General features: G+C 74.7%; 22 protein-coding genes, 1 tRNA gene and 1 pseudogene. 11 read left to right on the forward strand and 13 right to left on the reverse strand.

Translation table 11 applies throughout. The features are described 5' to 3' along the window. Nucleotides 1-55: 55 nt before the first annotated feature. A complete protein-coding gene (locus tag JOE63_RS18940) occupies nt 56-652 on the reverse strand; it encodes an FABP family protein (RefSeq protein WP_087469915.1) in 597 nt (198 codons plus the stop codon). A 261-nt stretch (nt 653-913) separates the two neighbouring features. Here JOE63_RS18940 and JOE63_RS18945 point away from each other — a divergent pair, with 261 nt between their 5' ends. Next, complete coding sequence (locus JOE63_RS18945; RefSeq protein WP_244286266.1) at nt 914-1309, forward strand: DsrE family protein; 396 nt, start codon at nt 914-916, stop codon at nt 1307-1309. A 21-nt stretch (nt 1310-1330) separates the two neighbouring features. Here the strand turns inward: JOE63_RS18945 and JOE63_RS18950 are convergent, their stop codons facing one another. Genes JOE63_RS18950 through JOE63_RS18960 form a run of 3 tightly spaced genes read right to left on the reverse strand, consistent with a single transcriptional unit; the run spans nt 1331 to nt 3065 of the window. Continuing rightward, nucleotides 1331-1813, reverse strand: coding sequence for a DUF4395 domain-containing protein (locus tag JOE63_RS18950; protein ID WP_087469916.1), 483 nt, complete (start codon nt 1811-1813; stop codon nt 1331-1333). Between the two features lie 38 nt (nt 1814-1851). Then, complete coding sequence (locus JOE63_RS18955; RefSeq protein ID WP_204543041.1) at nt 1852-2334, reverse strand: thioredoxin family protein; 483 nt, start codon at nt 2332-2334, stop codon at nt 1852-1854. After that, complete coding sequence (locus JOE63_RS18960; protein WP_087469918.1) at nt 2331-3065, reverse strand: hypothetical protein; 735 nt, start codon at nt 3063-3065, stop codon at nt 2331-2333. The genes JOE63_RS18955 and JOE63_RS18960 overlap by 4 nt, the downstream gene beginning before the upstream one ends. Nucleotides 3066-3345: 280 nt before the next feature. On the opposite strand from JOE63_RS18960, the gene JOE63_RS18965 reads away from it, so the two are divergent. Both JOE63_RS18965 and JOE63_RS18970 read left to right on the forward strand, forming a co-directional pair. After that, a complete protein-coding gene (locus tag JOE63_RS18965; RefSeq protein WP_239576760.1) occupies nt 3346-4116 on the forward strand; it encodes a winged helix-turn-helix transcriptional regulator in 771 nt (256 codons plus the stop codon). After that, entirely contained in the window at nt 4113-5045 is a 933-nt protein-coding gene (locus JOE63_RS18970; protein ID WP_087469920.1) for an alpha/beta fold hydrolase, read from the forward strand. The genes JOE63_RS18965 and JOE63_RS18970 overlap by 4 nt, the downstream gene beginning before the upstream one ends. A 9-nt stretch (nt 5046-5054) precedes the next feature. On the opposite strand, the gene nth is transcribed toward JOE63_RS18970, so the two are convergent. Continuing rightward, on the reverse strand, nt 5055-5780 hold the full coding sequence (gene nth, locus JOE63_RS18975; protein ID WP_204543043.1) for an endonuclease III: 726 nt from the start codon (nt 5778-5780) through the stop codon (nt 5055-5057). A gap of 97 nt (nt 5781-5877) precedes the next feature. Between nth and JOE63_RS18980 the strand changes: the two genes are divergently transcribed. After that, nucleotides 5878-6555 (forward strand): Crp/Fnr family transcriptional regulator, encoded by a 678-nt coding sequence (locus JOE63_RS18980; RefSeq protein ID WP_087469921.1) that lies wholly within the window; start codon nt 5878-5880, stop codon nt 6553-6555. Between the two features lie 83 nt (nt 6556-6638). Here JOE63_RS18980 and JOE63_RS18985 read toward each other — a convergent pair whose 3' ends face one another. After that, complete coding sequence (locus JOE63_RS18985) at nt 6639-7127, reverse strand: RidA family protein (RefSeq protein WP_204543045.1); 489 nt, start codon at nt 7125-7127, stop codon at nt 6639-6641. Then, nucleotides 7127-7291: a hypothetical protein gene (locus JOE63_RS18990; protein ID WP_021481786.1), complete on the reverse strand. Its 165-nt coding sequence runs from the start codon at nt 7289-7291 to the stop codon at nt 7127-7129. Before JOE63_RS18990 ends, JOE63_RS18985 begins: the two co-directional genes overlap by 1 nt. A 128-nt stretch (nt 7292-7419) precedes the next feature. Between JOE63_RS18990 and JOE63_RS18995 the strand changes: the two genes are divergently transcribed. The 3 genes from JOE63_RS18995 (at nt 7420) to JOE63_RS19005 (ending at nt 10960) form a co-directional block, all read left to right on the forward strand. Further along, nucleotides 7420-9765, forward strand: a complete 2346-nt coding sequence (locus JOE63_RS18995; protein ID WP_204543047.1) for a transglycosylase domain-containing protein — start codon at nt 7420-7422, stop codon at nt 9763-9765. Between the two features lie 23 nt (nt 9766-9788). Then, nucleotides 9789-10727 (forward strand): metallophosphoesterase, encoded by a 939-nt coding sequence (locus JOE63_RS19000; protein WP_087469923.1) that lies wholly within the window; start codon nt 9789-9791, stop codon nt 10725-10727. A 156-nt stretch (nt 10728-10883) separates the two neighbouring features. Next, a tRNA-Pro gene (locus tag JOE63_RS19005) sits at nt 10884-10960 on the forward strand. 38 nt (nt 10961-10998) lie between these two features. On the opposite strand, the gene JOE63_RS19010 is transcribed toward JOE63_RS19005, so the two are convergent. Next, entirely contained in the window at nt 10999-11820 is an 822-nt protein-coding gene (locus tag JOE63_RS19010) for a bestrophin-like domain (RefSeq protein WP_087469924.1), read from the reverse strand. A 248-nt stretch (nt 11821-12068) separates the two neighbouring features. On the opposite strand from JOE63_RS19010, the gene JOE63_RS19015 reads away from it, so the two are divergent. Further along, nucleotides 12069-13301: an NAD(P)/FAD-dependent oxidoreductase gene (locus JOE63_RS19015; RefSeq protein ID WP_204543048.1), complete on the forward strand. Its 1233-nt coding sequence runs from the start codon at nt 12069-12071 to the stop codon at nt 13299-13301. Between the two features lie 85 nt (nt 13302-13386). On the opposite strand, the gene JOE63_RS19020 is transcribed toward JOE63_RS19015, so the two are convergent. The 4 genes and pseudogenes from JOE63_RS19020 to JOE63_RS19035 form a co-directional block, all read right to left on the reverse strand. Next, entirely contained in the window at nt 13387-14520 is a 1134-nt protein-coding gene (locus tag JOE63_RS19020) for a bifunctional 2-methylcitrate synthase/citrate synthase (RefSeq protein ID WP_204543050.1), read from the reverse strand. A gap of 80 nt (nt 14521-14600) precedes the next feature. Beyond that, nucleotides 14601-15518: a methylisocitrate lyase gene (prpB, locus tag JOE63_RS19025; RefSeq protein WP_204543051.1), complete on the reverse strand. Its 918-nt coding sequence runs from the start codon at nt 15516-15518 to the stop codon at nt 14601-14603. A gap of 104 nt (nt 15519-15622) precedes the next feature. After that, nucleotides 15623-17137, reverse strand: a pseudogene (locus JOE63_RS19030) (MmgE/PrpD family protein); the annotation flags it as partial. 29 nt (nt 17138-17166) lie between these two features. Then, entirely contained in the window at nt 17167-17889 is a 723-nt protein-coding gene (locus JOE63_RS19035; RefSeq protein WP_239578443.1) for a GntR family transcriptional regulator, read from the reverse strand. A gap of 121 nt (nt 17890-18010) precedes the next feature. On the opposite strand from JOE63_RS19035, the gene JOE63_RS19040 reads away from it, so the two are divergent. Then, nucleotides 18011-18766, forward strand: coding sequence for an SDR family oxidoreductase (locus tag JOE63_RS19040; RefSeq protein ID WP_204543055.1), 756 nt, complete (start codon nt 18011-18013; stop codon nt 18764-18766). Further along, complete coding sequence (sigJ, locus tag JOE63_RS19045) at nt 18763-19707, forward strand: RNA polymerase sigma factor SigJ (protein ID WP_204543056.1); 945 nt, start codon at nt 18763-18765, stop codon at nt 19705-19707. Before JOE63_RS19040 ends, sigJ begins: the two co-directional genes overlap by 4 nt. Before the next feature lie 4 nt (nt 19708-19711). On the opposite strand, the gene JOE63_RS19050 is transcribed toward sigJ, so the two are convergent. Then, a complete protein-coding gene (locus JOE63_RS19050) occupies nt 19712-20452 on the reverse strand; it encodes a DUF2625 family protein (protein WP_204543057.1) in 741 nt (246 codons plus the stop codon). Nucleotides 20453-20676: 224 nt separating this feature from the next. Between JOE63_RS19050 and JOE63_RS19055 the strand changes: the two genes are divergently transcribed. Beyond that, nucleotides 20677-22155, forward strand: coding sequence for a DUF4232 domain-containing protein (locus JOE63_RS19055; RefSeq protein WP_204543058.1), 1479 nt, complete (start codon nt 20677-20679; stop codon nt 22153-22155). Nucleotides 22156-22157 lie beyond the last annotated feature (2 nt).

The following is a 22157-nucleotide window of genomic DNA, read 5'->3' on the forward strand; positions in this document are numbered from 1 at the left end:
CCTCCTTGGTCGGCGCGTCCGGGCCTGCTGGCGTGCTCGCCCGAGGGCCGGGCGGTCAGGCCGACGGGCGCCGGGTCAGCTTCGCGGACGCGTACGACTGCAACGGCTCACCGAAGGCCGCCAATTCCCAGACCCACAGGAGCTGGCCCTCGACGAACCCGTACAGCCGCTTCGAGGCCGTGACCTCCGACGCCGTGGACGTGCGCGCGATGAGGTCGCTCGCCAGGTCCACACGGCCGTTGCCGACCGCGCCGAGGTACACGGACACGCGACCCGCGGGGTCGGCGACCAGCACCTCGAGCGGGTGCCGGTCGTCCTCGAGCCCGTCGGGGCGGTCGGTGGACACGCGCCAGTAGCCCGTCTCGGTGGACCACACGGGCGCGTCGGCCGCCGCGACGTCCAGCGTCGCGGCGTCACGCTCGGGCCACGCCCCCTCGTCGGGGACGGTCTCCGGGACCTCGGCCTCGAGGACGCGCAGCGTCGACTCGTAGCGCAGGTACGGGCCGCCGTCGTGGTCGAACACGACGTCGTGGACGAACGGGGTCTCCTCGATGCCCGGGTACTTGACCACCCCCTCGCCGCGCCAGCTCCCGACGAGCCAGGCGAGCGGGTAGACCTCGGGCGCGAGCCCCTCGGGGAACTCGAACGGCATCAGCGACCACCTCTCGGAGTCGGGCGGGGCGACGTGCCCGCGCCGGGGCTCGCCCCGCGCGGCAGCGTCAGCGCTGGCCCCGGTAGAGCTTGTAGACGACGTACCCCGCGAACCACGTGATGGTGACCGTCGCCGCGATGAGCAGGCCGAGGAAGATCAGCTCGAGAGTGTGCGGACTCATGCGCCCGATCCTACCGGCCGGGCGAGGGCGCCGTGGTGCGACCCGGGAGACGCCGACGGGAGGGGGCTACGCTCGGCCGCGTGACCGACACCGTGCCGCCCCGCGCGGCCCTCCGCCAGCGCTCGCTCGTCGTCAAGGCCACGTCCGGGCTCGACCGGCCCGAGGCCGCCAACCAGGCGTTCACCGTCGCCGCCGCAGCGGTCGCCGCGGGCGTCGAGGTGAGCGTGTGGCTCACGGGCGAGGCCGCGTGGTTCGGTCTGCCCGGGCGGGCGGCCGAGCTCGAGCTGGAGCACGCGGCCCCGCTGCCCGACCTGCTCGACGCCGTGCTCGCCGCCGGCACCCTCACCGTGTGCACGCAGTGCGCCGCGCGCCGCGGCATCACGGCCGACGACGTGCTCCCCGGCGTGCGGATCGCGGGCGCGGCGGTGTTCGTCGAGGAGGCGCTGCGCGAGGGCGCGCAGGCCCTCGTCTACTGACGCGGTCGCCCGCCGTCCGGGTCAGGAGCGCGCCGGCGCGACCCGCCGCAGCAGCAGGTACAGCTCGCAGCCCAGGCACAGGCCGAACGCCGCGTTGAGGACGGCGGCCACGAGCGCGAGCGCCGCCGCGGCCGGGACGGCCGCCTCGACGCCCAGCAGGCCCAGCACGACCCCGGCCCCGGTGATGACGAGGCCGACCACCTGCGCGAACCGCGGCGGTCTCGGGTCCTCGCGCTCCGCCGTCGGACCGATGCGCGGAAGGATGGCCACCCGGTAGACCCAGGCCTGCCACGTGCCCTGCGCACCCCGCAGGGCCCCGAGCAGGAAGCTCGCCGCGACGACCGCGAGCAGCACGAGCGCCGCGGGCGACGTCCACAGGAGGATCACGACGGCGAGCAGCAGCGCCGTGATGCCGGCCCCCGCGCGCGGGCCGCGCGGGTCGATGCCGGCGGGCGCGGGCCCGCGCTCCGTCGTGGCGTCGCCTCGGCCAGCCTGGTCGCTCATGCGGTCTCCTCCGGTCCGGCCGTCGGGGACGGCGTGGGTCAGGCGTCGTGCGCGGTCGCGGAGGCCGCTCCCGCGTCCGCGACGGCGAGCGCCCCGAGCGCCTGGGCGCGGTTCATCCCCCCGCTCGCGCGGGCGACCTCCCGACCCTCCGCGTCGAGCACGAGGACGGTCGGCGTGCGCAGTATGCCGAATGCTCGCACCAGGTCGAGGTGGTCGTCGACGTCCATCTCACGATGCGTCACGTCGTCGTGCGCCGCGCTCACCTCGCCCAGGACGCGCGCGGTCGCCCGGCACGGCGCGCACAGCTCCGCCGAGAACTGGACGAACGTGCCGCGGGCGCCCAGCACGACACCGTGGGCGGGCCAGTCGAAGGGCGCGGCGCCGTGGTCCGCAGAGGCTCGGGCCGACGTCGTGCGCGCCGCCCGCACGACCCCCTGACGCCGCTGCCACCACACGCCGAGCGCGAGCGTCGCGAGCAGCGTCGCCCCGAGGAGGACACCGGGGAGCACCGACGGCGTCATCCCACGATCACCCGGCCGACGACGAAGATCAGCGTCCCGCCGACCGCGACCGGGAGCGCCGTCGCGGAGAACGCACCGAGGCGGCCCCGCAGCTCCGGGAGCTGGTCGAAGAGCGCGTGGAGCGATGCGACGAGCAGGCCCGCGACGACGCCGGACCAGACGCCGCTCAGCAGGTCGAGGTCGGGCATGACGTACCCGACGGCCCCGCCCGCGGCGATCGCGAGACCGAGCGTGAGCGCCGCGTTGGTCCACCCGCCCAGCGGAAGCGCGGAGACCGCCGACGCGACGGCCAGCGCCACCGCGCACGTCACGACCAGGGACTCGCCCGCGTCCGTGCGGCCCGTCGCGATCCAGCCCGCGCACGACGTCGCGACGACGATCCCGCTCACGGTCCCGATGAGCGACTCGACCAGGCGCGGTCGCCCGTCGCGCCGCAGGAGCTCGGCGACGAACGCGAGCACCACGGCGAGCGCGAGCACCACGGGCAGGTGCCGCAGCGCCGGCTCGCCGTGCGTCGCGTAGGTCGCGCCCACGGCGCCGAGCCCGGCGATCGCGATGACGACGCGCGTCCCGCCGTGGACGGGGATGTCGAGCAGGCGCGGCCACCCGATCGCGACGATCAGGGCCAGCGCCCCCGACGCCGCGGCGAGCGGGAGCGGGCCGAAGAACGCGGCCACGGCGATGCCTGCGGCGAGGCACGCCGTGACGACGGCCCGGGTCGAGAGGTCCACGCGGTCAGCGCCCCGTTCGGGGGTCGCGGGAGGGCGTCGGGTCGTGCAGCACGCCTCAGAGTGTCGCAGAGTCTCCCGCCGGACCGCCTACCGGCCCCGGCACGCGCGCCCGTGAGACGTTCGCCGTCTCCGCGCCCGGCACGCGATACGGTAACCATCCACGGACCGAGAACGTGGCCGATGACGTGGCGAGCCCCGCAGAGGTACGTCCCGGCCCGGTCGCCACGCGTCGACGCCCGGGGGCGCCGCCCGCGCCCCGCGACCCGGAAGGAGGTGTCGGATGGCGGACCTGCTCATCCTCACCCCCGCGACAGGCGGTTCCGTCGAGGTCCTGCCCGCGCTCGGCCTGCTCTCGCACCGCATCCGGGTCCTGCCCATGGAGCCGTCGGCGCTGGTCGACGCCCCGGACTCCGACGTCGTGCTGCTCGACGCGCGCCGCGACCTCGTCGCGGCGCGCACCACGTGCCGCCTCCTGCACGCCACCGGGCTCACCGTCCCGCTCGTGCTCGTCCTCACCGAGGGCGGGCTGACCGTCGTCACGGCGGAGTGGGGCGCGGACGACCTCCTCCTCGAGGCGGCCGGGCCGGCGGAGGTGGAGGCACGCCTGCGCCTCGTCATCGAACGGTCCGCACGCGGCCCGGCCGAGGACGGCCCGCAGGAGATCGCGGCCGGCGAGCTCGCGATCGACGCGAGCGGCTACACCGCACGGCTGCGCGGCCGCCCCATCGACCTCACGTACAAGGAGTTCGAGCTCCTCAAGTACCTCGTGCAGCACCCGGGCCGCGTGTTCACGCGCGCCCAGCTGCTCCAAGAGGTCTGGGGCTACGACTACTACGGCGGCACGCGGACCGTCGACGTCCACGTCCGACGCCTGCGCGCCAAGCTCGGCCCCGAGCACGAGCAGCTCATCGGGACGGTGCGCAACGTCGGGTACCGGTTCGACCCGCCGAAGGACCGCCGTCCCGCCGAGGGCGCCGACGACGCCGGGACGGCCGCGGCCGGGTCGTCGGCCGACAGCGGACCCGGGACCCCGGTAGGTTCGTCCGGGTGACGCCCGACCCCTCCGACTTCACGTCCGCCCTGCCCGACGGACCGTGGCGGCACGAGTTCGTCCCGGCCAACGGCGCGCGGTTCCACGTCGCGCTCGCGGGCCCCGAGGACCGCGGCGTGCGCGACCCCGGCCCGCCGCTGGTCGTCCTGCTGCACTCCTTCCCGCAGTTCTGGTGGGCCTGGCGCCACCAGATCGAGCCGCTCGCCGCCGCGGGCTACCGCGTCGCCGCGATGGACATCCGGGGCGTCGGCGCCTCCGACAAGCCGCCGATCGGCTACGACGCGCCGACCCGCACGCGCGACATCGCCGGGGTCGTGCGCTCGCTCGGCTCCGGGCGCGCCGTCGTCGTGGGCCACGGCACGGGCGGCAGCCTCGCCTGGGCGATGGCCGCGCTCCAGCCCGCCGTCACGGCCGGGGTCGCCGCGTTCTCCGCGCCGCACCCCGCGCGGCTGCACACGTCCGCCCGCCGCCTGCTCACGCCCGCCGCGCTGCGGCAGCTCGCGTTCTACCAGGTGCCCACGCTGCCCGAGCGGGCGCTCGTCCGCGGCGACCTCGTGGCCGAGGTGCTCGCGGCCGGGGCCGCGACGCCGTTCGAGCCGGACGTCGTCGACACGTACCGCACCGTCATGCGCATCCCGTTCGCGGCGCACACCGCCATGGAGTCCCTCCGCTGGGCCGTGCGCTCCACCCCTCGCCCCGACGGCCGTCGGTTCCTCGCCGCGCTCCGCCGTCCGGTCGACGTCCCCGCGCTGCAGGTCCACGCCGAGAAGGACGGCCTCGTGCGCCGCGAGCTCGCGGACGCCGACGGCGCCGCGCTCGCCCGCGACTTCCGCTTCGAGGTCGTGGACGGGGCCGGCCACTTCCTCCCCGAGGAGGCGCCCGACGTCGTGACGGACCTCCTGCTGGACTGGCTCCCGCGCGCGGCGTAGCCCCGGGGCTCAGCTCGTCTTGACGAGCTTCGCCGCCTTGACCGGGTCGACCTCGCCGACGCCGAAGGACGGGCACCACCGCGCGATCGTGCACGCGCCGCACGCGGGCTTCCGCGCGAAGCACACCCGGCGGCCGTGGAAGATCAGCCGGTGCGAGAGCATCGTCCACTCCGACTTCTCGACGAGCCCGCCGACGACCTGCTCGACCTTGACCGGGTCCTCCTCGGTCGTCCAGCCGAGGCGGCGCACGAGCCGTCCGAAGTGGGTGTCGACCGTCAGCCCCGGCACGCCGAACGCGTTGCCCAGGACGACGTTCGCCGTCTTGCGGCCCACGCCCGGCAGGGTCACGAGGTCCGCCAGGCGACCGGGCACCTCGCCGTCGTACCGCTCGACGAGCGCCTGGCCGATGCCGATGACGGACTGCGCCTTCGCTCGGAAGAACCCGGTGGGGCGCAGCAGCTCCTCGAGCTCCTCCCGGTCCGCGCCGGCGTACGCGGCGGCGTCCGGGTACCGCGCGAACAGCGCCGGGGTCGTGAGGTTCACGCGCTTGTCCGTCGTCTGCGCCGACAGGACCGTGGCGACGAGCAGCTCGAGCGGCGTCGTGAAGTCCAGCTCGCAGTGCGCGTCCGGATAGGTGACCGCGAGCTCGCGGTTGGTCCGGCGCGCCCGCCGGACGAGGGCGAGGTGCGACTCGGGCTTCGGCGCCCGCGCGCGGGCCGGCTCGGTGGTGGTCACGGACCCACGGTAGCGGCCGCCCCCGACACCCGAGTTGCGGCCGTAGGGCAGACTTGTCCTGGAACATTTCCGAGGACGAGACGATAGGACACCCCGCGTGGACGACGACGTTGTGCTCTCCGCCCCCCTGTTCGCGACGATGGACGCGGACGAGACGCGCACCCTCTTCGAGTCGATGCAGCAGATCGAGCTCTCGCGCGGAGACGTGCTGTTCCGCGAGGGCGAGCCGGGCGACCGCCTCTACGTGATCGCGAGCGGCAAGATCAAGCTGGGGCGCCGCTCCAACGACGGCCGCGAGAACCTCCTGTCGATCCTCGGCCCCGGCGAGATGTTCGGGGAGCTCTCCCTGTTCGACCCGGGCCCCCGCACCGCCACCGCGAGCTCCGTCGCCGACTCCGTCATCTACGAGCTCGGGCACGACCAGCTCGTCGAGTGGATCGAGAAGCACCCGAGCGTCGCCAAGCACCTGCTCAACGCCCTCGCTCGTCGCCTGCGCCGCACCAACGAGACCCTGGCCGACCTCGTCTTCTCGGACGTCCCCGGCCGCGTCGCCAAGGCGCTGCTCGACCTGTCGACCCGCTTCGGCGAGGAGACGGACGAGGGCGTCCGCGTCGCGCACGACCTCACGCAGGAGGAGCTCGCGCAGCTCGTCGGCGCGTCGCGCGAGACCGTGAACAAGGCGCTCGCCGACTTCGCCACGCGTGGCTGGGTGCGCCGCGAGGGCCGGGCCGTCGTCCTGCTCGACCTGGACCGCCTGGAGCGCCGCGCGCGCTGACCGACCGCCACCGACGAGAACGGGGTCGGCGACCGGGTCCGCGAGGACCTGGCCGCCGACCCCGTTCCCGTGCGGGCGGAGCGCTACTCCGCGAGCTCCACGACGATCTCGACCTCGACCGGGGCGTCGAGCGGCAGGACCGCGACGCCGACGGCGCTGCGGGCGTGGACGCCCGCCTCGCCGAAGACCTCCCCGAGCAGGGAGCTCGCACCGTTGACCACGCCGGGCTGGCCCGTGAACGACGGGTCGCTCGCGACGAACCCGACCACCTTCACGACGCGGGCGACCTGGTCGAGGTTCCCGACGACGTCGTGCACGGCCGCGAGCGCGTTGAGCGCGCACCGCCGGGCGAGGGCCGCGGCGTCGGCGGGCGGGACGAGCCCCTCGCCGTCGCCGACCTTGCCCGTCGCGGGCAGCGCACCGTCCACGAACGGGAGCTGGCCCGAGGTGTGGACGTACCGGCCCGAGCGCACGGCGGGCACGTAGGCGGCGACGGGCGCCGCCACCGGGGGCAGGGTGAGGCCGAGCTCCGTCAGGCGCGCGGCGATCGTCCCGGCGGGGAAGCCCGCCACTACTTCTCCCCGGTCGGGCGCTTCAGGTAGGCGACGAGGCCGTTGCCGTCGGGGCCGGTGACGACCTGGACGAGCTCCCAGCCGTCGGAGCCCCACTGGTCGAGGACGGCCTTGGTGTTGTGGATGATGAGGGGGATGGTCGCGTACTCCCACGTGGTTGCCATGGGGCGAGCGTAGTCGGCCCCCGCGGGCACCGCCGAGGACGTCGCCGCGGGATGCTTACACAACCCGCACACCCGCGAGCCCCGGGATCCCGGGGCCCTCCCAGGGACGCTCCCGTAGGGTTGTCACCATGGCTTCCCCTGTGCGTCCTCGCGGCCGGCAGATCAACGCGTACCAGCTCGTCGCCCTCTTCCTGGCGTTCGTGCTGGTCTCCGGCGTCGGCGGCGTCCTCGCCGCCGGGCTGCTCGTCCCGCTGGCCGCCGGTGCGAACACGGCGACCGACACCGCGGTCGAGGTCTTCGACGAGCTGCCGGCGGACCTCGAGCCCGGCCCGCTGTCGGAGCAGTCGCGCATCTACGCGAAGGACGGCACGACGCGCCTCGCGACGTTCTACACCGAGAACCGCATCGTCGTCCCGCTGGACCAGGTCTCGGAGCCCATGAAGAACGCGGTCATCGCGATCGAGGACAAGCGCTTCTGGGACCACGGCGGGGTCGACGTCGAGGGTCTCCCGCGCGCGGTCGTCAACAACATCACGGGCGGCGACACCCAGGGCGCCTCGACGCTCACGCAGCAGTACGTGAAGAACGTGCTCATCGAGCAGGCCGTCCGCGAGGACGACACCATGGCGCTCTACGAGGCCAACGAGAAGTCGCTCGGGCGCAAGGCGCGCGAGGCCAAGCTGGCCATCGCGCTCGAGAAGAAGATGACCAAGGAGGAGATCCTCCAGGGCTACCTCAACATCGCGCAGTTCGGACGCTCGGTCTACGGCGTGGAGACGGCGGCGCGGCACTACTTCAACAAGAGCGCGATCGACCTCGACTACGTCGAGGCCGCGACGATCGCGGGGATCACGAAGGCCCCGTCGACGTACGACCCGACCACCGAGCCGGAGAACGCCCAGAGCCGCCGCGACATCGTGCTCAACCAGATGTACCAGCAGGGGTACATCACCCGGGAGGAGTACGACACGGGCCGGGCCCGGCCGATCGCCGAGACGCTCTCCGTCCAGCCGCTCGAGGCGGGCTGCCAGGCGGCGCAGGACGGCGCCGCGTTCTTCTGCGACTACGTCACGAAGATCATCATGTCCGACCCGGTGTTCGGCGAGACCAAGGAGGAGCGCCAGACGCGCCTGTACCGCGGCGGTCTGGACATCTACACGACGCTCGACCCCGGCATGCAGGCGGCGGCGCAGCAGCACGCGTCGGCCGCGGTGCCCGCGGACGACCCGAGCCAGGTCGAGGACGCGATCGTCACCGTCGAGCCGGGGACCGGGAACATCCTCGCGATGGCGCAGAACCGCGCGTTCGACAACACCCAGGAGCCCGCGCCGAACACGACCGCGGTCAACTACAGCGTCGACCAGGCCCACGGGTCGTCCAACGGGTTCTCCCCCGGCTCGACGTGGAAGCCGTTCGTGCTCGCCGAGTGGCTCAACCAGGGGCACTCGCTCTACGAGACGGTGAGCGCCAACAAGCGCACGTGGACGATCAACCGCGACTTCCGCGCGAGCTGCACGCGGCTCGGGAACGAGAAGTGGACCCCCGCCAACTCCGACGGGCCCGGCAGCGGGTCGATGTCGGTCCTCAAGGCGACGTTCAACTCGGTCAACACCGCGTACACGACGATGGCCAGCCAGCTCGACCTGTGCGGCATCGCGACCACCGCGAAGGCCGCCGGGTTCCAGCCGTCGATGCTCCAGGACGAGGGCAACATCAACATCAACGCGTCGATGATCCTCGGCACCCAGAACTCCTCCCCGCTGCAGATGGCCGCGGCGTACGCGACCTTCGCGAGCGGCGGCACGTACTGCTCGCCCGTCGCGATCACCAAGGTCCTCGACTCCGACGGCCAGGAGCTCCCGGTGCCGTCCGCGAACTGCCAGCCCAACGCCATCGACCCGACGGTCGCGAACACGGTGACCTACGCCCTGCAGCAGGTGCTCACCCAGGGCTCCGGGCGCGGCAACGGTCTCGCCGACGGGCGTCCGGCCGCCGGCAAGACCGGTACGGCGAACAACAACACGCACACGTGGTTCATCGGGTACACCCCGCAGGTCGTCACCGCCGTGTGGATCGGCAACGCCGAGAGCGACGTCCCGATGAACGGGCGCTTCACGATCAACGGGAAGACCCGCCCGTACTGGTACGGCTCGAGCCTGGCCGCCCCGACCTGGCGCGACTACATGAACCAGATCCTCGCCGGCCAGCCCGCCCCGGGCTTCGCCGACCCGGACTGGCAGCGGATCAACGCCCCCGCACCGCCCCCCACGGCGCCGACGACCCCCGAGGGTGGCGACGGAGGCGGCGACCAGGGTGGTGGCGGCCCCGGCGGTGGCGACCAGGGTGGCGACCAGCCGGACGCCGACGCCGGTGGCGGACGTGGCGACCGCGGTGACCGCGGGAACGGGGCCGGCCGGGACGACGTCGACCTCGGCGAGTGGTTCGGCAACCTCGGCGGCGGGGGGAACGGCTGAGCGCCGTCGGCCGACGCCGGGCCGTGCGCGGGCTCGGCGCGCTCGCAGCGGTCGGTCTCGCCGGCGTCGCGTACGCGCACGTCGAGACCAAGCTCTTCACGCTCCGCCGGGTGACCGTGCCCGTGCTGCCCGCCGGCACGCCCGACCTGCGGGTGCTCCACGTCTCGGACCTCCACCTGGTCCCCAGCCAGCGGCGCAAGATCGAGTGGGTGCGCTCGCTCGCCGAGCTCGAGCCCGACCTCGTCGTCGACACCGGCGACAACCTCGCGCACGTCGACTCGCTCGACCCGCTGCTGCACGCGCTCGAGCCGCTGCTCTCGACTCCCGGCGCCTTCGTCATGGGGTCGAACGACTACTACGCGCCCGTCCCCAAGAACCCCGCGCGCTACCTCCTGCCGGACGCGCGCCTGCCGTTCGCGTCCGAGGCGCGTCTGCTGCCCGCGGGCGAGCTCGCCGCGGCGATGCGCGACGCGGGCTGGGCGGACCTCACGAACCGTCGCGACGTCCTGGAGGTCGGCGGCGTCCGCCTCGACCTCGTCGGGGTGGACGACCCCCACCTCGACCGGGACGTCTTCCCGGCTCCGTCAGCGCCGGCCGCCCCTCGCCCGGGCTCGGCGGAGTCGTCGAGCGACGGCCCGGTGCTCCGCGTCGGGGTCACGCACGCGCCGTACCGGCGTGTGCTGGACGCCATGCACGACGACGCCGCGGAGCTGATCCTCGCGGGCCACACCCACGGCGGGCAGCTCTGCGTGCCCGGGTTCGGCGCGCTCGTGACGAACTGCGACATCGACCGCCGGCGGGCCAAGGGCCTGCACGGCTGGCCTGGCGCGCGGCCCGACGCACCCGGCGGCGAGGACTCGACGTGGCTCCACGTCTCCGCCGGAGCGGGCACCTCGCCGTACGCGCAGGTGCGCTTCGCGTGCCGCCCCGAGGCGACGCTGCTCACGCTGACGGCACGCTGATCCCGTCGCGCACAGGTGTCCGGAGCGAGCCGCCGCCGGGTGTCGCGGGCGTCACGGGAATCGAGTTTCGTGGCACGGCACTTCGTCGGCTATTCTGAGCAGGCTTCCCGCGCGGAAGACGAGGTCTCCTCGTCGACCACCGTGCGGACGAGCAACCGGGGTGTGGCGCAGCTTGGTAGCGCGCTTCGTTCGGGACGAAGAGGTCGCAGGTTCAAATCCTGTCACCCCGACCAGGCTGAAGGCCCGGAATCTTCATGATTCCGGGCCTTCGTCATGTCCCCCCGGCTGCGTCGCACGGCGGGTCGACCGCCACCCCCGCGACCTCCGCCTCCCCGACCAGGAGTTCGAGGGCGCGCTCCATCGCCGTCGGCTGGAGCTTGCCGACCTGGTGCCCGTGCGGGTGGTCGAAGAAGGCGAGCAGGCACAGCAGGAGCGTGATGACGAGCGTGACGCTGCCCATGAGCAGGCCCTGCGTCGCGGCCCGCTCCGCGGAGTCGGCGAAGAAGAGCAGGAAGACGAAGACGGTCGCGGAGACGACGAAGAGGACGAGCCACAGCGGCAGCGGGATCAGGCCCTCCGCGCCGTGCACGCGGGACTGGCGGGCGTCCTCGCGCGCGGCGGTCTGGTCCATCCACCGGTCGTAGGCGGACTGCTGGGTGTCCGACGCGGGGACGACGTCGCGCACGGTCTGGTAGAGCGCGACCCCCCACGGGTTCACCGCCTCGCCGAGCTCGCCGTCGGCCATCTGCCCCCACTCCTCCGCGACGACGTACCGGGCGTAGCAGACGAGCTCTCCGGACAGCCGCGCCGCGTCGTCGGGGGCGAAGAACTGCGCGGTCTCCAGCTGCTGCACGACGATCCGCGCCTCGGCCTCGGCACCGCTCCTGGCCTCGTCGTACGACTCGAACGCGAGGAAGACGATGAATCCCAGGAGCACGGAGAAGCCCGTGGCGACCACCCCGAAGACGCCGGACGCCCGGTCGCCGTCGCTGAACCGGCTCCCGGCCGGCGCCCGCCGTCGGACGAGCAGCATCGCCGCCACGGCCACGGCGACGACGGCGACGGTCACGATCGCGCCGACGACGATGCTCACGGCACCTCCTCCGCGCGGGTACCGCCGCACGGTGCGCGACGGGCTGTCCCGGACAGCCTGCCCGCGGACTCCGCCAGGGGTCGTCACGCGAAACGCATGAACGCCGCCGCGGCGTGGCGTCGCGACCTGGCGCGCGCCGAGCCTAGGGACGTGCCGGCACCTGCCGCCGCACCTCGCACCGCGCACCGGTTCGCGCGAGACTGGGGCCGTCCGCCCACGTCCCGGGCGCCCGAACCGCGGAGGTCGTCATGAGCGCTGGTCGTCACGTCGTCGTCGGAGGAGGGCTCGCCGCGGCGAAGGCCGTCGAGACGCTGCGCGACGAGGGCTACGACGGCGGGCTGACCGTCGTCGCGCGCGAGCGGCACCGCCCGTACGAGCGGCCGCCGCTCTCCAAGGACTACCTGCGCGGCGAGGCCGAACGCGAGTCGGTGTTCCCCCTCTCCGCGGACTGGTACGCCGAGCACGACGTCGAGCTGCTCACCGAGACCGACGCGACCGCCGTCGACCTCGCGGGCCGGAGCGTGTCCCTCGACGACGGCCGGACCCTGCCGTACGAGAAGCTGCTGCTCGCCACGGGCTCGGCGCCGCGGCGGATCCCGCTGCCCGGCCTCGACCTGGACGGCGTCCACGAGCTGCGCACGCTCGACGACAGCGACGCCCTCGCCGCCGCGCTGCGCACCGCCCACGACGGCGGCGCGGGGCGGCTCGCGATCGTCGGCGACGGGTGGATCGGGCTCGAGGTCGCGGCGTCCGCCCGCACGCTCGGCCTGGACGTCACGGTGATCGGGCTCGGCACCCACCCGCTCGAGCGCGTCCTCGGCCCGGAGATGGGCGAGCTGTACGGGCAGGTCCACACCGACCACGGCGTCCACCTGCACCGCCGCGCCCAGGTCACGGGCATCTCGGGCGCGGGCGGCCGCGCGACGGGCGTCGACCTCGCCGACGGGACGCACGTCGACGCCGACCTCGTGCTCGTCGCCGTCGGCGCGGTCCCGAACGTCGCGCTCGCCCGCGACGCGGGCCTGGCGCTCGACTCCGCGACGGGCGGCGTCGTCGCCTCCGCGACGCTCCAGACCACCGACCCCGACGTCTTCGTCGCGGGCGACATCGCGAGCGTCCCGTCCGCGCGCTACGGGCGGGCGGTGCGCGTCGAGCACTGGGCGACGGCCCTCAACCAGGGCCCGCACGCCGCGCGCGCGATGCTCGGCGCGACGGACCCCTACCCCGAGCTGCCCTACTTCTTCTCCGACCAGTACGACGTCGGCATGGAGTACCTCGGCTTCGTCGCCGGCCCGGACGCGTACGACGAGGTCGTGGTCTCCGGCTCCGTCCCGGACCGCGAGCTCGTGGCGTTCTGGGTCAAGGACGGCCGCGTCGAGGCCGGCATGGCCGTCAACGTCTGGGACCGCATGGACGACGTCAAGACCCTCATCCACCGCGACGCCGTCGACCGCGCCGAGCTGGAGTCCTTCGTCGGCTGACCCCTCGTGCGGCGAGCACGCGGTTGCCGCCGGTCAGGTGCCCGGACCGGGCGGCAACCGCATGTTCGGCGGAGGGTTTCCGGCGTCAGGGGAGGTCGCGCTGCGGCGGGCCGACGTAGTCGCTGAGCGGGCGGATGAGGGCGTTGGCGGCGCGCTGCTCCATGACGTGCGCCGTCCAGCCCACCACGCGGGACGCGACGAACAGCGGCGTGAACATGGGGGTGTCGAAGCCCATGAGGTGGTAGGCGGGACCTGCCGGGTAGTCGAGGTTGGGGAGGATGTTCTTGCGCTCGGTCATCGCGGCCTCGAGCGCGACGTAGAGGTCGAGGAGGTCCTGGCGACCGTAGTGCGCGACGAGGTCGTCGAGGGTCGCGCGCATGGTCGGGACCCGGGAGTCGCCGTGCTTGTAGACGCGGTGCCCGAAGCCCATGATCTTGCGCTTGTGCGCGAGGGCGTCGTCGAGCCACGCCGCGGCGCGGTCGGCGGTCCCGATCTCGGCGAACGTCGCCATGACGGCCTCGTTCGCGCCGCCGTGGAGCGGACCCTTGAGCGCGCCGACGGCGCCGGTCACCGCCGAGTGCAGGTCCGACAACGTCGACGTGATGACGCGCGCGGTGAACGTGGATGCGTTGAACGAGTGCTCGGCGTAGAGGACCATCGACACCTCGAAGGCCCGCACGACGGCGGGCTCGGGCTCCTCGCCGAACGTCATCCACAGGAAGTTCTCGGCGTAGGACAGGTCGTCGCGCGGCTCGACGATCTGCTGGCCCCGACGACGGCGCTGGTCGAGCGCGACGGCGGCGGGCAGCACGGCCCACAGACGGACCGCCTTGGCCTGCTCGGCCTCGGGCGAGGAGTCCTCGGCGTCGGGGTCGTGCGCGCCGAGCTGCGAGATCGCGGTGCGGACGACGTCCATGGGGTGGCACGTCGTCGGGAGCTCGAGGATCGCGTTGCGCACGTTGCCGGGCAGGGCCCGGTGCGCGCGTTCGACGGCAGTCTGCTCGGCGAGCTGCTCGGGCGTCGGGAGATCGCCGTGCCACAGGAGGTAGGCGACCTCCTCGAAGCTGCGGCGCGCGGCGAGGTCCTGCACCGGGTAGCCGCGGTAGAGGAGCGAGTTCGTGTCGGGGTTGACCTTGGAGATCGCGGTGACGTCGACGACGACGCCCGCGAGCCCCTTGCGGATCTCGGGCCCCTCGGTGGTGGTCGGGGAGGTGGTCATGCGGTCACTCCTTCGTGCAGCACGGGTCGCGGGGAGAATGCCGGTGCCGCGGCCGACGGGCCCGCGGCACCGGCGGGTCGTCAGGGCCGGTACGTGAAGATGCCCTCGTCGAACGTGTTGTAGGCGGCGTAGTCGAGGAGCTCGTAGAGGCGCGCGCGCGTCTGCATGCCCGCGACCTGGCCCGCCTGGGTGCCGGTCGCGGCGATCTCGTCGAGCGCGCGCTCGGTCGCGCCCATCGCGACCCGCAGGAGCGTGACGGGGTAGATGATCAGCCGGACGCCGGCGTCGCCGAGCTGGCGGCGCGTGAAGAGCTCGGACTTGCCGAACTCGGTCATGTTGGCGAGCACGGGCACGTCGACGGCGGACGCGACGGCCTCGAACTCCGACAGGTCCTTCATCGCCTCGGGGAAGATCGCGTCGGCCCCCGCGTCGACGAGCGCCTTGGCGCGGTCGATCGCGGCGCGCAGCCCGGCGTCGCCGGGGATCGTGCCGCGGACGTCGGTGCGCGCCATGATCAGGAAGCCGGGGTCACGGCGCGCGTCGGCCGCCGCGCGGACGCGCTTGGCGGCTTCGTCGAGCCCGACGACCTCCTTGCCGTCGAGGTGGCCGCACCGCTTGGGGTTGACCTGGTCCTCGACGTGCGCGCCGGCGACGCCCGCGTCCTCGAGCGCCTGGACCGTGCGCGCGACGTTCATCGGCTCGCCGAACCCGGTGTCGGCGTCGACGAGCGCGGGCAGGTCGGTGACACGTGCGATCTGCTGCGAGCGCCCCGCGACCTCGGTGAGGGTCGTGAGGCCGATGTCGGGCAGGCCGAGGTCGGCCGACAGCACGGCCCCCGACACGTACACGCCCTCGAAGCCCTTGTCCTGGATCAGGCGCGCGGACAGCGGGTTGAACGCGCCCGGGAGCCGCAGCGGCTCCCCCGTGGTCGCCGCGGTGTCGAGCGCCGCGCGGAACGCGCGCCGCTTGTCCGACGGCGTCACCTGGCTGTACAGCATCAGCGGGCCTCTCCCTCGGTCGCAGGCTCGTCCGCCTCGTGCATGGTGAACCCCTCGCCCTCGAACTCCGCAGGCGTCTCGCCGGCGTCGTCGTGCCCCAGCTCGAACAGCCCGGTCGGCACGGGGACGGAGTCGAGCAACCCGGGGCACCCGACGATCGTCAGCTCGCGCACCTCGGCCGGCGTGAGCGACGGGAGGCGCTGCGCGAGGTCGAGGAAGCGCTCGATCTCCGCGTCCTCGAGGACTCCCGCGGCGAGGGTCCGGAACTTCTTCACGTACTGCTCGCGGCCGAACGGCCGCGCCCCGAGCGGGTGCGCGTCGGCGACGGCGATCTCGCGGACGAGGCGGCCGCCGTCGGCCAGCTCGATCTCGACGCGCCCGCCGAACGCCTTCTCGGCCGGGTCGGTCGAGTGGTAGCGGCGCGTCCACTCCGGGTCCTCGGCCGTGGTGACCTTGGCCCACAGCGCGACGGTGTCCTGCCGACCGGCCCGCTCGGGAGCGTACGAGTCGACGTGGTGCCAGCCGCCGTCCTGCAGCGCGACCGCGAAGATGTACGGGATCGAGTGGTCGAGCGTCTCGCGCGACGCGGTCGGGTCGTACTTCTGCGGGTCGTTCGCGCCGGACCCGATGACGTAGTGCGTGTGGTGGCTCGTGTGGATGACGATGCTCGCGACGTTGTCCGGGTCCGCGAGCCACGGGTGCTCGTCGTGGAGCGCGCGGGCGAGGTCGATGAGCGCCTGCGACTGGTACTCCGCGGAGTGCTCCTTGGTGTACGTGTCGAGGATCGCGGTCTTGGGCTCCCCGGGGGCCGGGAGCACGACGTCGTACGCCGCGTCCGGGCCGTCGAGCAGCCACGCGACGACGCCGTCCTCGCCCTCGTAGATCGGCTCGGGCGACGTCTGGCCGCGCATCGCCCGGTCGACGGCCTCGACCGCGACCTTGCCCGCGAACGCCGGGGCGTGCGCCTTCCACGTGGAGATCTGGCCCTTGCGGGACTGGCGGGTGGCCGTCGTCGTGTGCAGGGCCTGCCCGATCGCCTGGAACACGGTCTCGGTGTCGAGGCCCAGCAGCGTGCCGATGCCCGCGGCGGCCGACGGCCCGAGGTGCGCGACGTGGTCGATCTTGTGCCGGTGCAGGCTGATCGCGCGCACGAGGTCGACCTGGATCTCGTACCCGGTCGCGATCGCCCGCACGACCGCGGCGCCGTCGGACCCGGCGTGCTGCGCGACGGCGAGGATCGGCGGGATGTTGTCGCCCGGGTGGGAGTACTCGGCGGCGAGGAACGTGTCGTGGAAGTCGAGCTCGCGCACCGCGACGCCGTTCGCCCACGCCGCCCACTCGGGGCTCGTGCGGGTCGTGAGGTCGCAGCCGAACACCGTCGACCCCGGGGTGTACGGGTGCGCGAGCGCCTGGCCGCGCGCCGCGACCGCGGGGCCGCGCGTGAGGCTGGCCGCGGCGACGGCCGCGTTGTCGATGACCCGGTTGACGACCATGTCGACGACCTCGGGCGTGACCTCGACGGGGTCGGTCGCGAGTTCGGCGAGCTTCCACGCGAGCTGGTCGGTGCGGTCGAGCGGTTCCGCGCTGGGGTAGACGCGCAGGTGGTGGGTGTACGGCATCGGTGTCTCCGTCGTGCGGTGGGCGGTGGTCAGGGGGCGTCGGCCGTGGGCCCGACGGCACGCAGCGACTGCTCGGCGAGGGCCGCGCTGCGCTCGATGTGGGCGCGCATCGCCGCCTCGGCCGCGGCGGGGTCGCGGCTCGCGAGGGCGTCGGCGACGGCGCGGTGCTCGTCGACGTGGTCGGTGGTGCCGACGCGGCGGCGCGCGGCGAGCGCGCGGTACCGGTCGACGTGGCCGCGGATCTGGCGCAGGAGCGCCGACCCCCAGCGGTTGTCGGCGAGCGCCTCGATCTCGCCGTGGAACTGGGCGCCGACGCGCAGCACCTCGTCCTCGTGGTCCCGCACGGCGTCCATGAGGGTCACGAGCCGGACGAGGCGCGCGACGTCGTCGGGCGTGGCGCGCTCGCACGCGTCCCGGGCGAGCAGGCCCTCGAGGCGCGCGCGCACGTCGTAGACGCGCCGCGCGTCCGCGACGTCCAGCGGCGCGACGCGCACGCCCCCGGTCGGCAGCTCGACGACGAGCGCCTCCGCCTGGAGCAGGCGCAGCGCCTCGCGCACGGGGGTCCGGGAGACGCCGAGCTCGGCGGACAGCACGGGCTCGGTGAGGCGTGCGTCGGGCGCGAGCGTGCCGTCGATGATGCGGCCGCGCAGGAGGTCGTAGACCGCGCGGGCGCCGGACTGGCGGCGCGCGAGGCCCGCGTCGCCGGGGGCCGTGGTGGCCTGCCCGACGGCGGCGCGCAGGTCGGGCGTCATCGTCACCCGGCCATCGTGCCACACGCGTTGCGCACTTGTATACAACTAGCGCTCCCCGGCGTCCTCCGCCGAGATGTCACAACCCGGGGCGCTGCGGCGTCGTACGGGCATGAGGATCGCAGTGACAGGTGGGACAGGGACGATCGGCCGGCACGTCGTCGCGGCGCTGACCGCGCGCGGGCACGAGGTGCGGGTGCTGAGCAGGCACGCGGACCGGTACGCCGTCGACCTCCGGACGGGAGCCGGGCTCTCGGCCGCGCTCGCCGAGGTGGACGTCGTCGTGGACGCGAGCAACGCGTCGTCGTCCACGGCGGACGCGCGTGCCACGCTCGTCGACGGGACGCGGCGGCTCCTCGCGGCCGAGCACGACGCCGGGGTGCGCCACCACGTGCTCGTCTCGATCGTGGGATGCCACGATGTGCCGATGGCCTACTACGGCGTGAAGGTCGAGCAGGAGCGGGCGGTCGCCGCCGGCGACGTCCCGTGGACCGTCGTCGCCGTGACGCAGTTCCACGAGTTCGTCGCCGGGACGCTCGCCGGGGCCGCGCGGCGCGGCGTCGTGCCGCTCCTGCGCGCCCCGGTCCAGCCCGTCGCCGCGAGCGACGCGGGCTCCGCGGTCGCCGACGCCGCGGAGCGCGAGCCGCTGCGCGGCACCACGACCGTCGCCGGGCCCGAGGTGCTCGACCTGCGGGCCGCGGCGCGCGCCTGGCGCGCGGCGACCGGCTCGCGGGCGCTCCCGGTCCGCGTCCCGCTGCCCGGGGGGCTCGGGCGGGCGCTGCGCGCGGGCGGCCTCACCGACCCGCACCCCGACGTCCGCGGCACGACGACCTTCCGCGACTGGCTCGTCGCCCAGCACGCCGCGGCGGTCGCGCGGTGAGCACCGACGACCTCGCGCACGCCTTCGAGGCCGAACGTCCGCGCCTCCTTCGTCTCGCCTACGCGACCACCGGGTCGTGGTCGGACGCCGAGGACTGCGTCCAGGACGCGTGGCTGCGCCTGCGCGCCCAGGACCCGGCGTCGATCCGCAACCTCGCGGCGTGGCTCACGACGACGGTCGGCCGCCTCGCGCTCGACGTGCTCGGCAGCGCGCGCGTGCGGCGCGAGCGCTACGTCGGCACGTGGCTGCCCGAGCCCGTCGTCACCGCGCCCGGCGCCCGGTCCCCGGTCGCGTCGTCCGCCGCGACGGCGCGGGACGCCGCCGATCCCGCCGACCGCGCCACGCTCGACGAGGAGGTGAGCATGGCGCTGCTCGTCGTGCTCGAGCGGCTGTCCCCGGCGCAGCGCGTCGCGTTCGTCCTGCACGACGTCTTCGGGCTGCCGTTCGAGGAGGTGGGCGACGTCGTCGGGCGCTCGCCCGCGGCGGTGCGCCAGCTCGCGTCGCGCGCCCGCAAGGACGTGGAGGCGGGACGCCCACGCGGCCGGACGACCCGCGCGGAGCAGGAGCGCGTCGTCGAGGCGTTCGTCGCGGCGTGCGCGGGTGACGACCTGCCGACGCTGCTCGGCCTGCTCGATCCCGACGTGACGCTCCGCGGCGACGGCGGCGGCAAGGTCCGCGCGCTGCGCCACCCGGTCCAGGGCGCGCAGACCGTCGGGGAGGTCCTGCTCTCCTACCTCCGCAACCGGCCGCGCGGCGCCGGGGCCGTCGACGTCAACGGCAGCCCCGGGCTCGCGCTCGTGGACGGCTCGGGCGTGCTCACCGTCCTGGCGTTCACGGTGTCCGACGGGCGCATCGCGGCCCTCGACATCGTGCGGAACCCGGACAAGCTCGCCACGGTGCCGCCGGGGCTGCTCGACGACGCGGCGCCCTGGTGGCCCTGACGCCCTACGGCCGGTAGCCCTCCGCCGGCCAGCCGCCGTAGCCGTCGAGGTGCTCGTCCGCGTCGCGGACGTAGTCGTCGACCGGCGTCATGCGCTCGGCCATCTCGAAGTGCCAGTCGACGAGCTCGCCGAGCGGGACGGGGGTGCGCGACGACCGCGCGACGTCGCGCCCCTCCTCCGACCACAGCGGCGGGTAGAGGCTCAGCCCCTCGTCGAGCCGGACCGCCCCGATCTCGTCGTACCAGCCGGGCCAGCGGACCGACGCGTAGAACTCCGTGGTCCCGCCGCTCACCGCCCACTCGAGGAACGCCGCCTGGCCGAACCCGAGGTCGACCCACGTCAGCGAGTCGGGCGCGAAGTAGTTGACGTTGCCGAGCTGGCCCGGGAGCCCGCCGCCGTTGATCGCGAACGTGCCGCCGAGCACGTCGTACGCGACGACCAGGACCGACGGCGCGACGCTGTGCTCCCCGGGCTCGTCGAGCCCGTTGACGGTCGCGAGGTCGGGCAGCCCCGCGCCGCCCCCACCGATGATCCGCAGCCACCCGCCGTCGACGAGCACCCCGCCCGTGTGCAGCGCGAGCGCGCCCAGCGTCGAGCGGACCGTGACCTGGAGCCGGAAGAGGACCTCGAGCGACCACGCGGGAGGCGGCACGACCTCCACGCCGCCGCGCCCGAGCATGCGGGAGAGCGTCGGCCAGGCGGGGTCGTCGACCGCCGCCAGCTCCGCTGCCGTCCTCACTGTCATGGCCGGATCATGCCAGATGTTGCCGGTATCCAGGAGTCCTGCTATGGAGCGGCGCCCGGCAGGTCCCCCGATGGGCTGAAAGACCGATTCGGAAGGGACCCTGCGCCCGTCCCGCTGCCGCTCGCACCTCGGCGCCGGGGCGGGTGTGAAGACTCGGCGGCGAGCCCGCGCAGACCGCGTCGGCGCCGCCACGTCGGGGCGCCCTCGTGGGTAGCGTCTCGGCCGTGGACGACGAGCGCACCGCACCGACGACGGACGGCACCGACGGGGCTCCGCCCGACCGCGCGTCCCGGGCCCCACGGAGCACGGTCGCCGTCGTCGCGTCGGTCGCCGGCGTGGGCCTCGCGGTCGCCGCCGCGCTCCTCGCCCCCGCGATCCTCGACGCCGCCGTGGCGGACGGCCCGGCCGCGCTCCCGTCGTTACCCCCGGACGGGTCGACGGCGACGTCGTCCGGACCGGGCGATCCTGAGCAGGGGACGGAGGACATGGCCGCGCTCCTGCTCGCCCTGCCGGGCGTCGAGGACGTGCAGACGAACGGGCGGGCGGGCACGTCGGCCGAGATCACGCTCGTGACGCCGCTCCCGTCCCCCGAGGTCGCGCAGCGCACCGCCCGGGACGCGAGCGCGATCGTCGCCGCGGTGCCCGGCGGCGGCGCGTGGTCGCTCCGGGTCGAGGGCACGGGCACGGGCGGCGGGACGCTCGCCGTCGAGCACGGCCCGGGAGCGGCCACCGTCCCCGGCGTCGACCCGGCCACCGGGGAGCCGCGGCCCGACCTCCTCGGGGCCGACGCCGTCGCCGACGCCGTGCGCCTCGTCGCCCACGACTCCGTGCGGCGCGTGCACCTCGCCCCGGGCTCCGCCTCCCTCGACGTCCGCTCGGCCACCGACCTCGTCCCCGTCGCCGCGCTCGTGCGGGCCGAGGGCCGCGGGCTGACGAGCCTCGGGGTCGACGGCTCGGGCGTCGGCACCTACGACGGCGACGGGCTGACCGTCCCCGACGACGCCCTGCTCACGCTCCTGGCCGACGTCGCGGCGGAGCCCGGCGTGACGCAGGTCGTGCACGACGCCGTGCGCGACACGTTCCCCCAGGACCCCCTGCTCACGGTGATCACCTCGGGCGACGCGGCCGTGGTCGCGCGCGTGCTCGACGGCGCGGCCTACCCCGGCCCGGTGCTCGCGTACCAGGTCCACGGCTCGACCGACGGCGGCGCGTCCGCGACGCGCTCCGGGTTCGTCGCGGGGGTCGCGCCGACGGCCGGGCCTCGCCCCGGGGGCGCGTGCGCGCCCACCGACCTCACCCTCGGCGCCCTGGGGTTCGACGCCGCGGCGGGGCGCCGGTTCCTCACCGTCACGGCCCGCAACGACGGCGCCGCGGAGTGCGTCCTCGCCGGCGCGCCCGCGGTCCGCTTCGTCGCCGACGACGGCTCGGAGACGGACGTCCTCCTCGAGCCGGACGACGACGGCCTCGCCCCGCTCACGCTCGCACCCGGCGCCACCGCCTGGGCCGCGCTCTCGTGGCGCGGCGGGTCGACGGCCGACGACCCGCCGCTCGTCACGACGCTGCTCGTGGCCCCGCACCCGGGCGACCCCGAGTCCGTCGTCGGGCTCGCGGGGATCCCCGGCGTCGGGGACGGGCTCGACCTGCTCGGCGGCGGGACGGCGACGATCGGGTCGTGGGCGCCCGCGCGGGAGCTCGCGAGCTGACG

The organism is Cellulosimicrobium cellulans (assembly GCF_016907755.1).
Taxonomy (GTDB): domain Bacteria; phylum Actinomycetota; class Actinomycetes; order Actinomycetales; family Cellulomonadaceae; genus Cellulosimicrobium; species Cellulosimicrobium cellulans_D.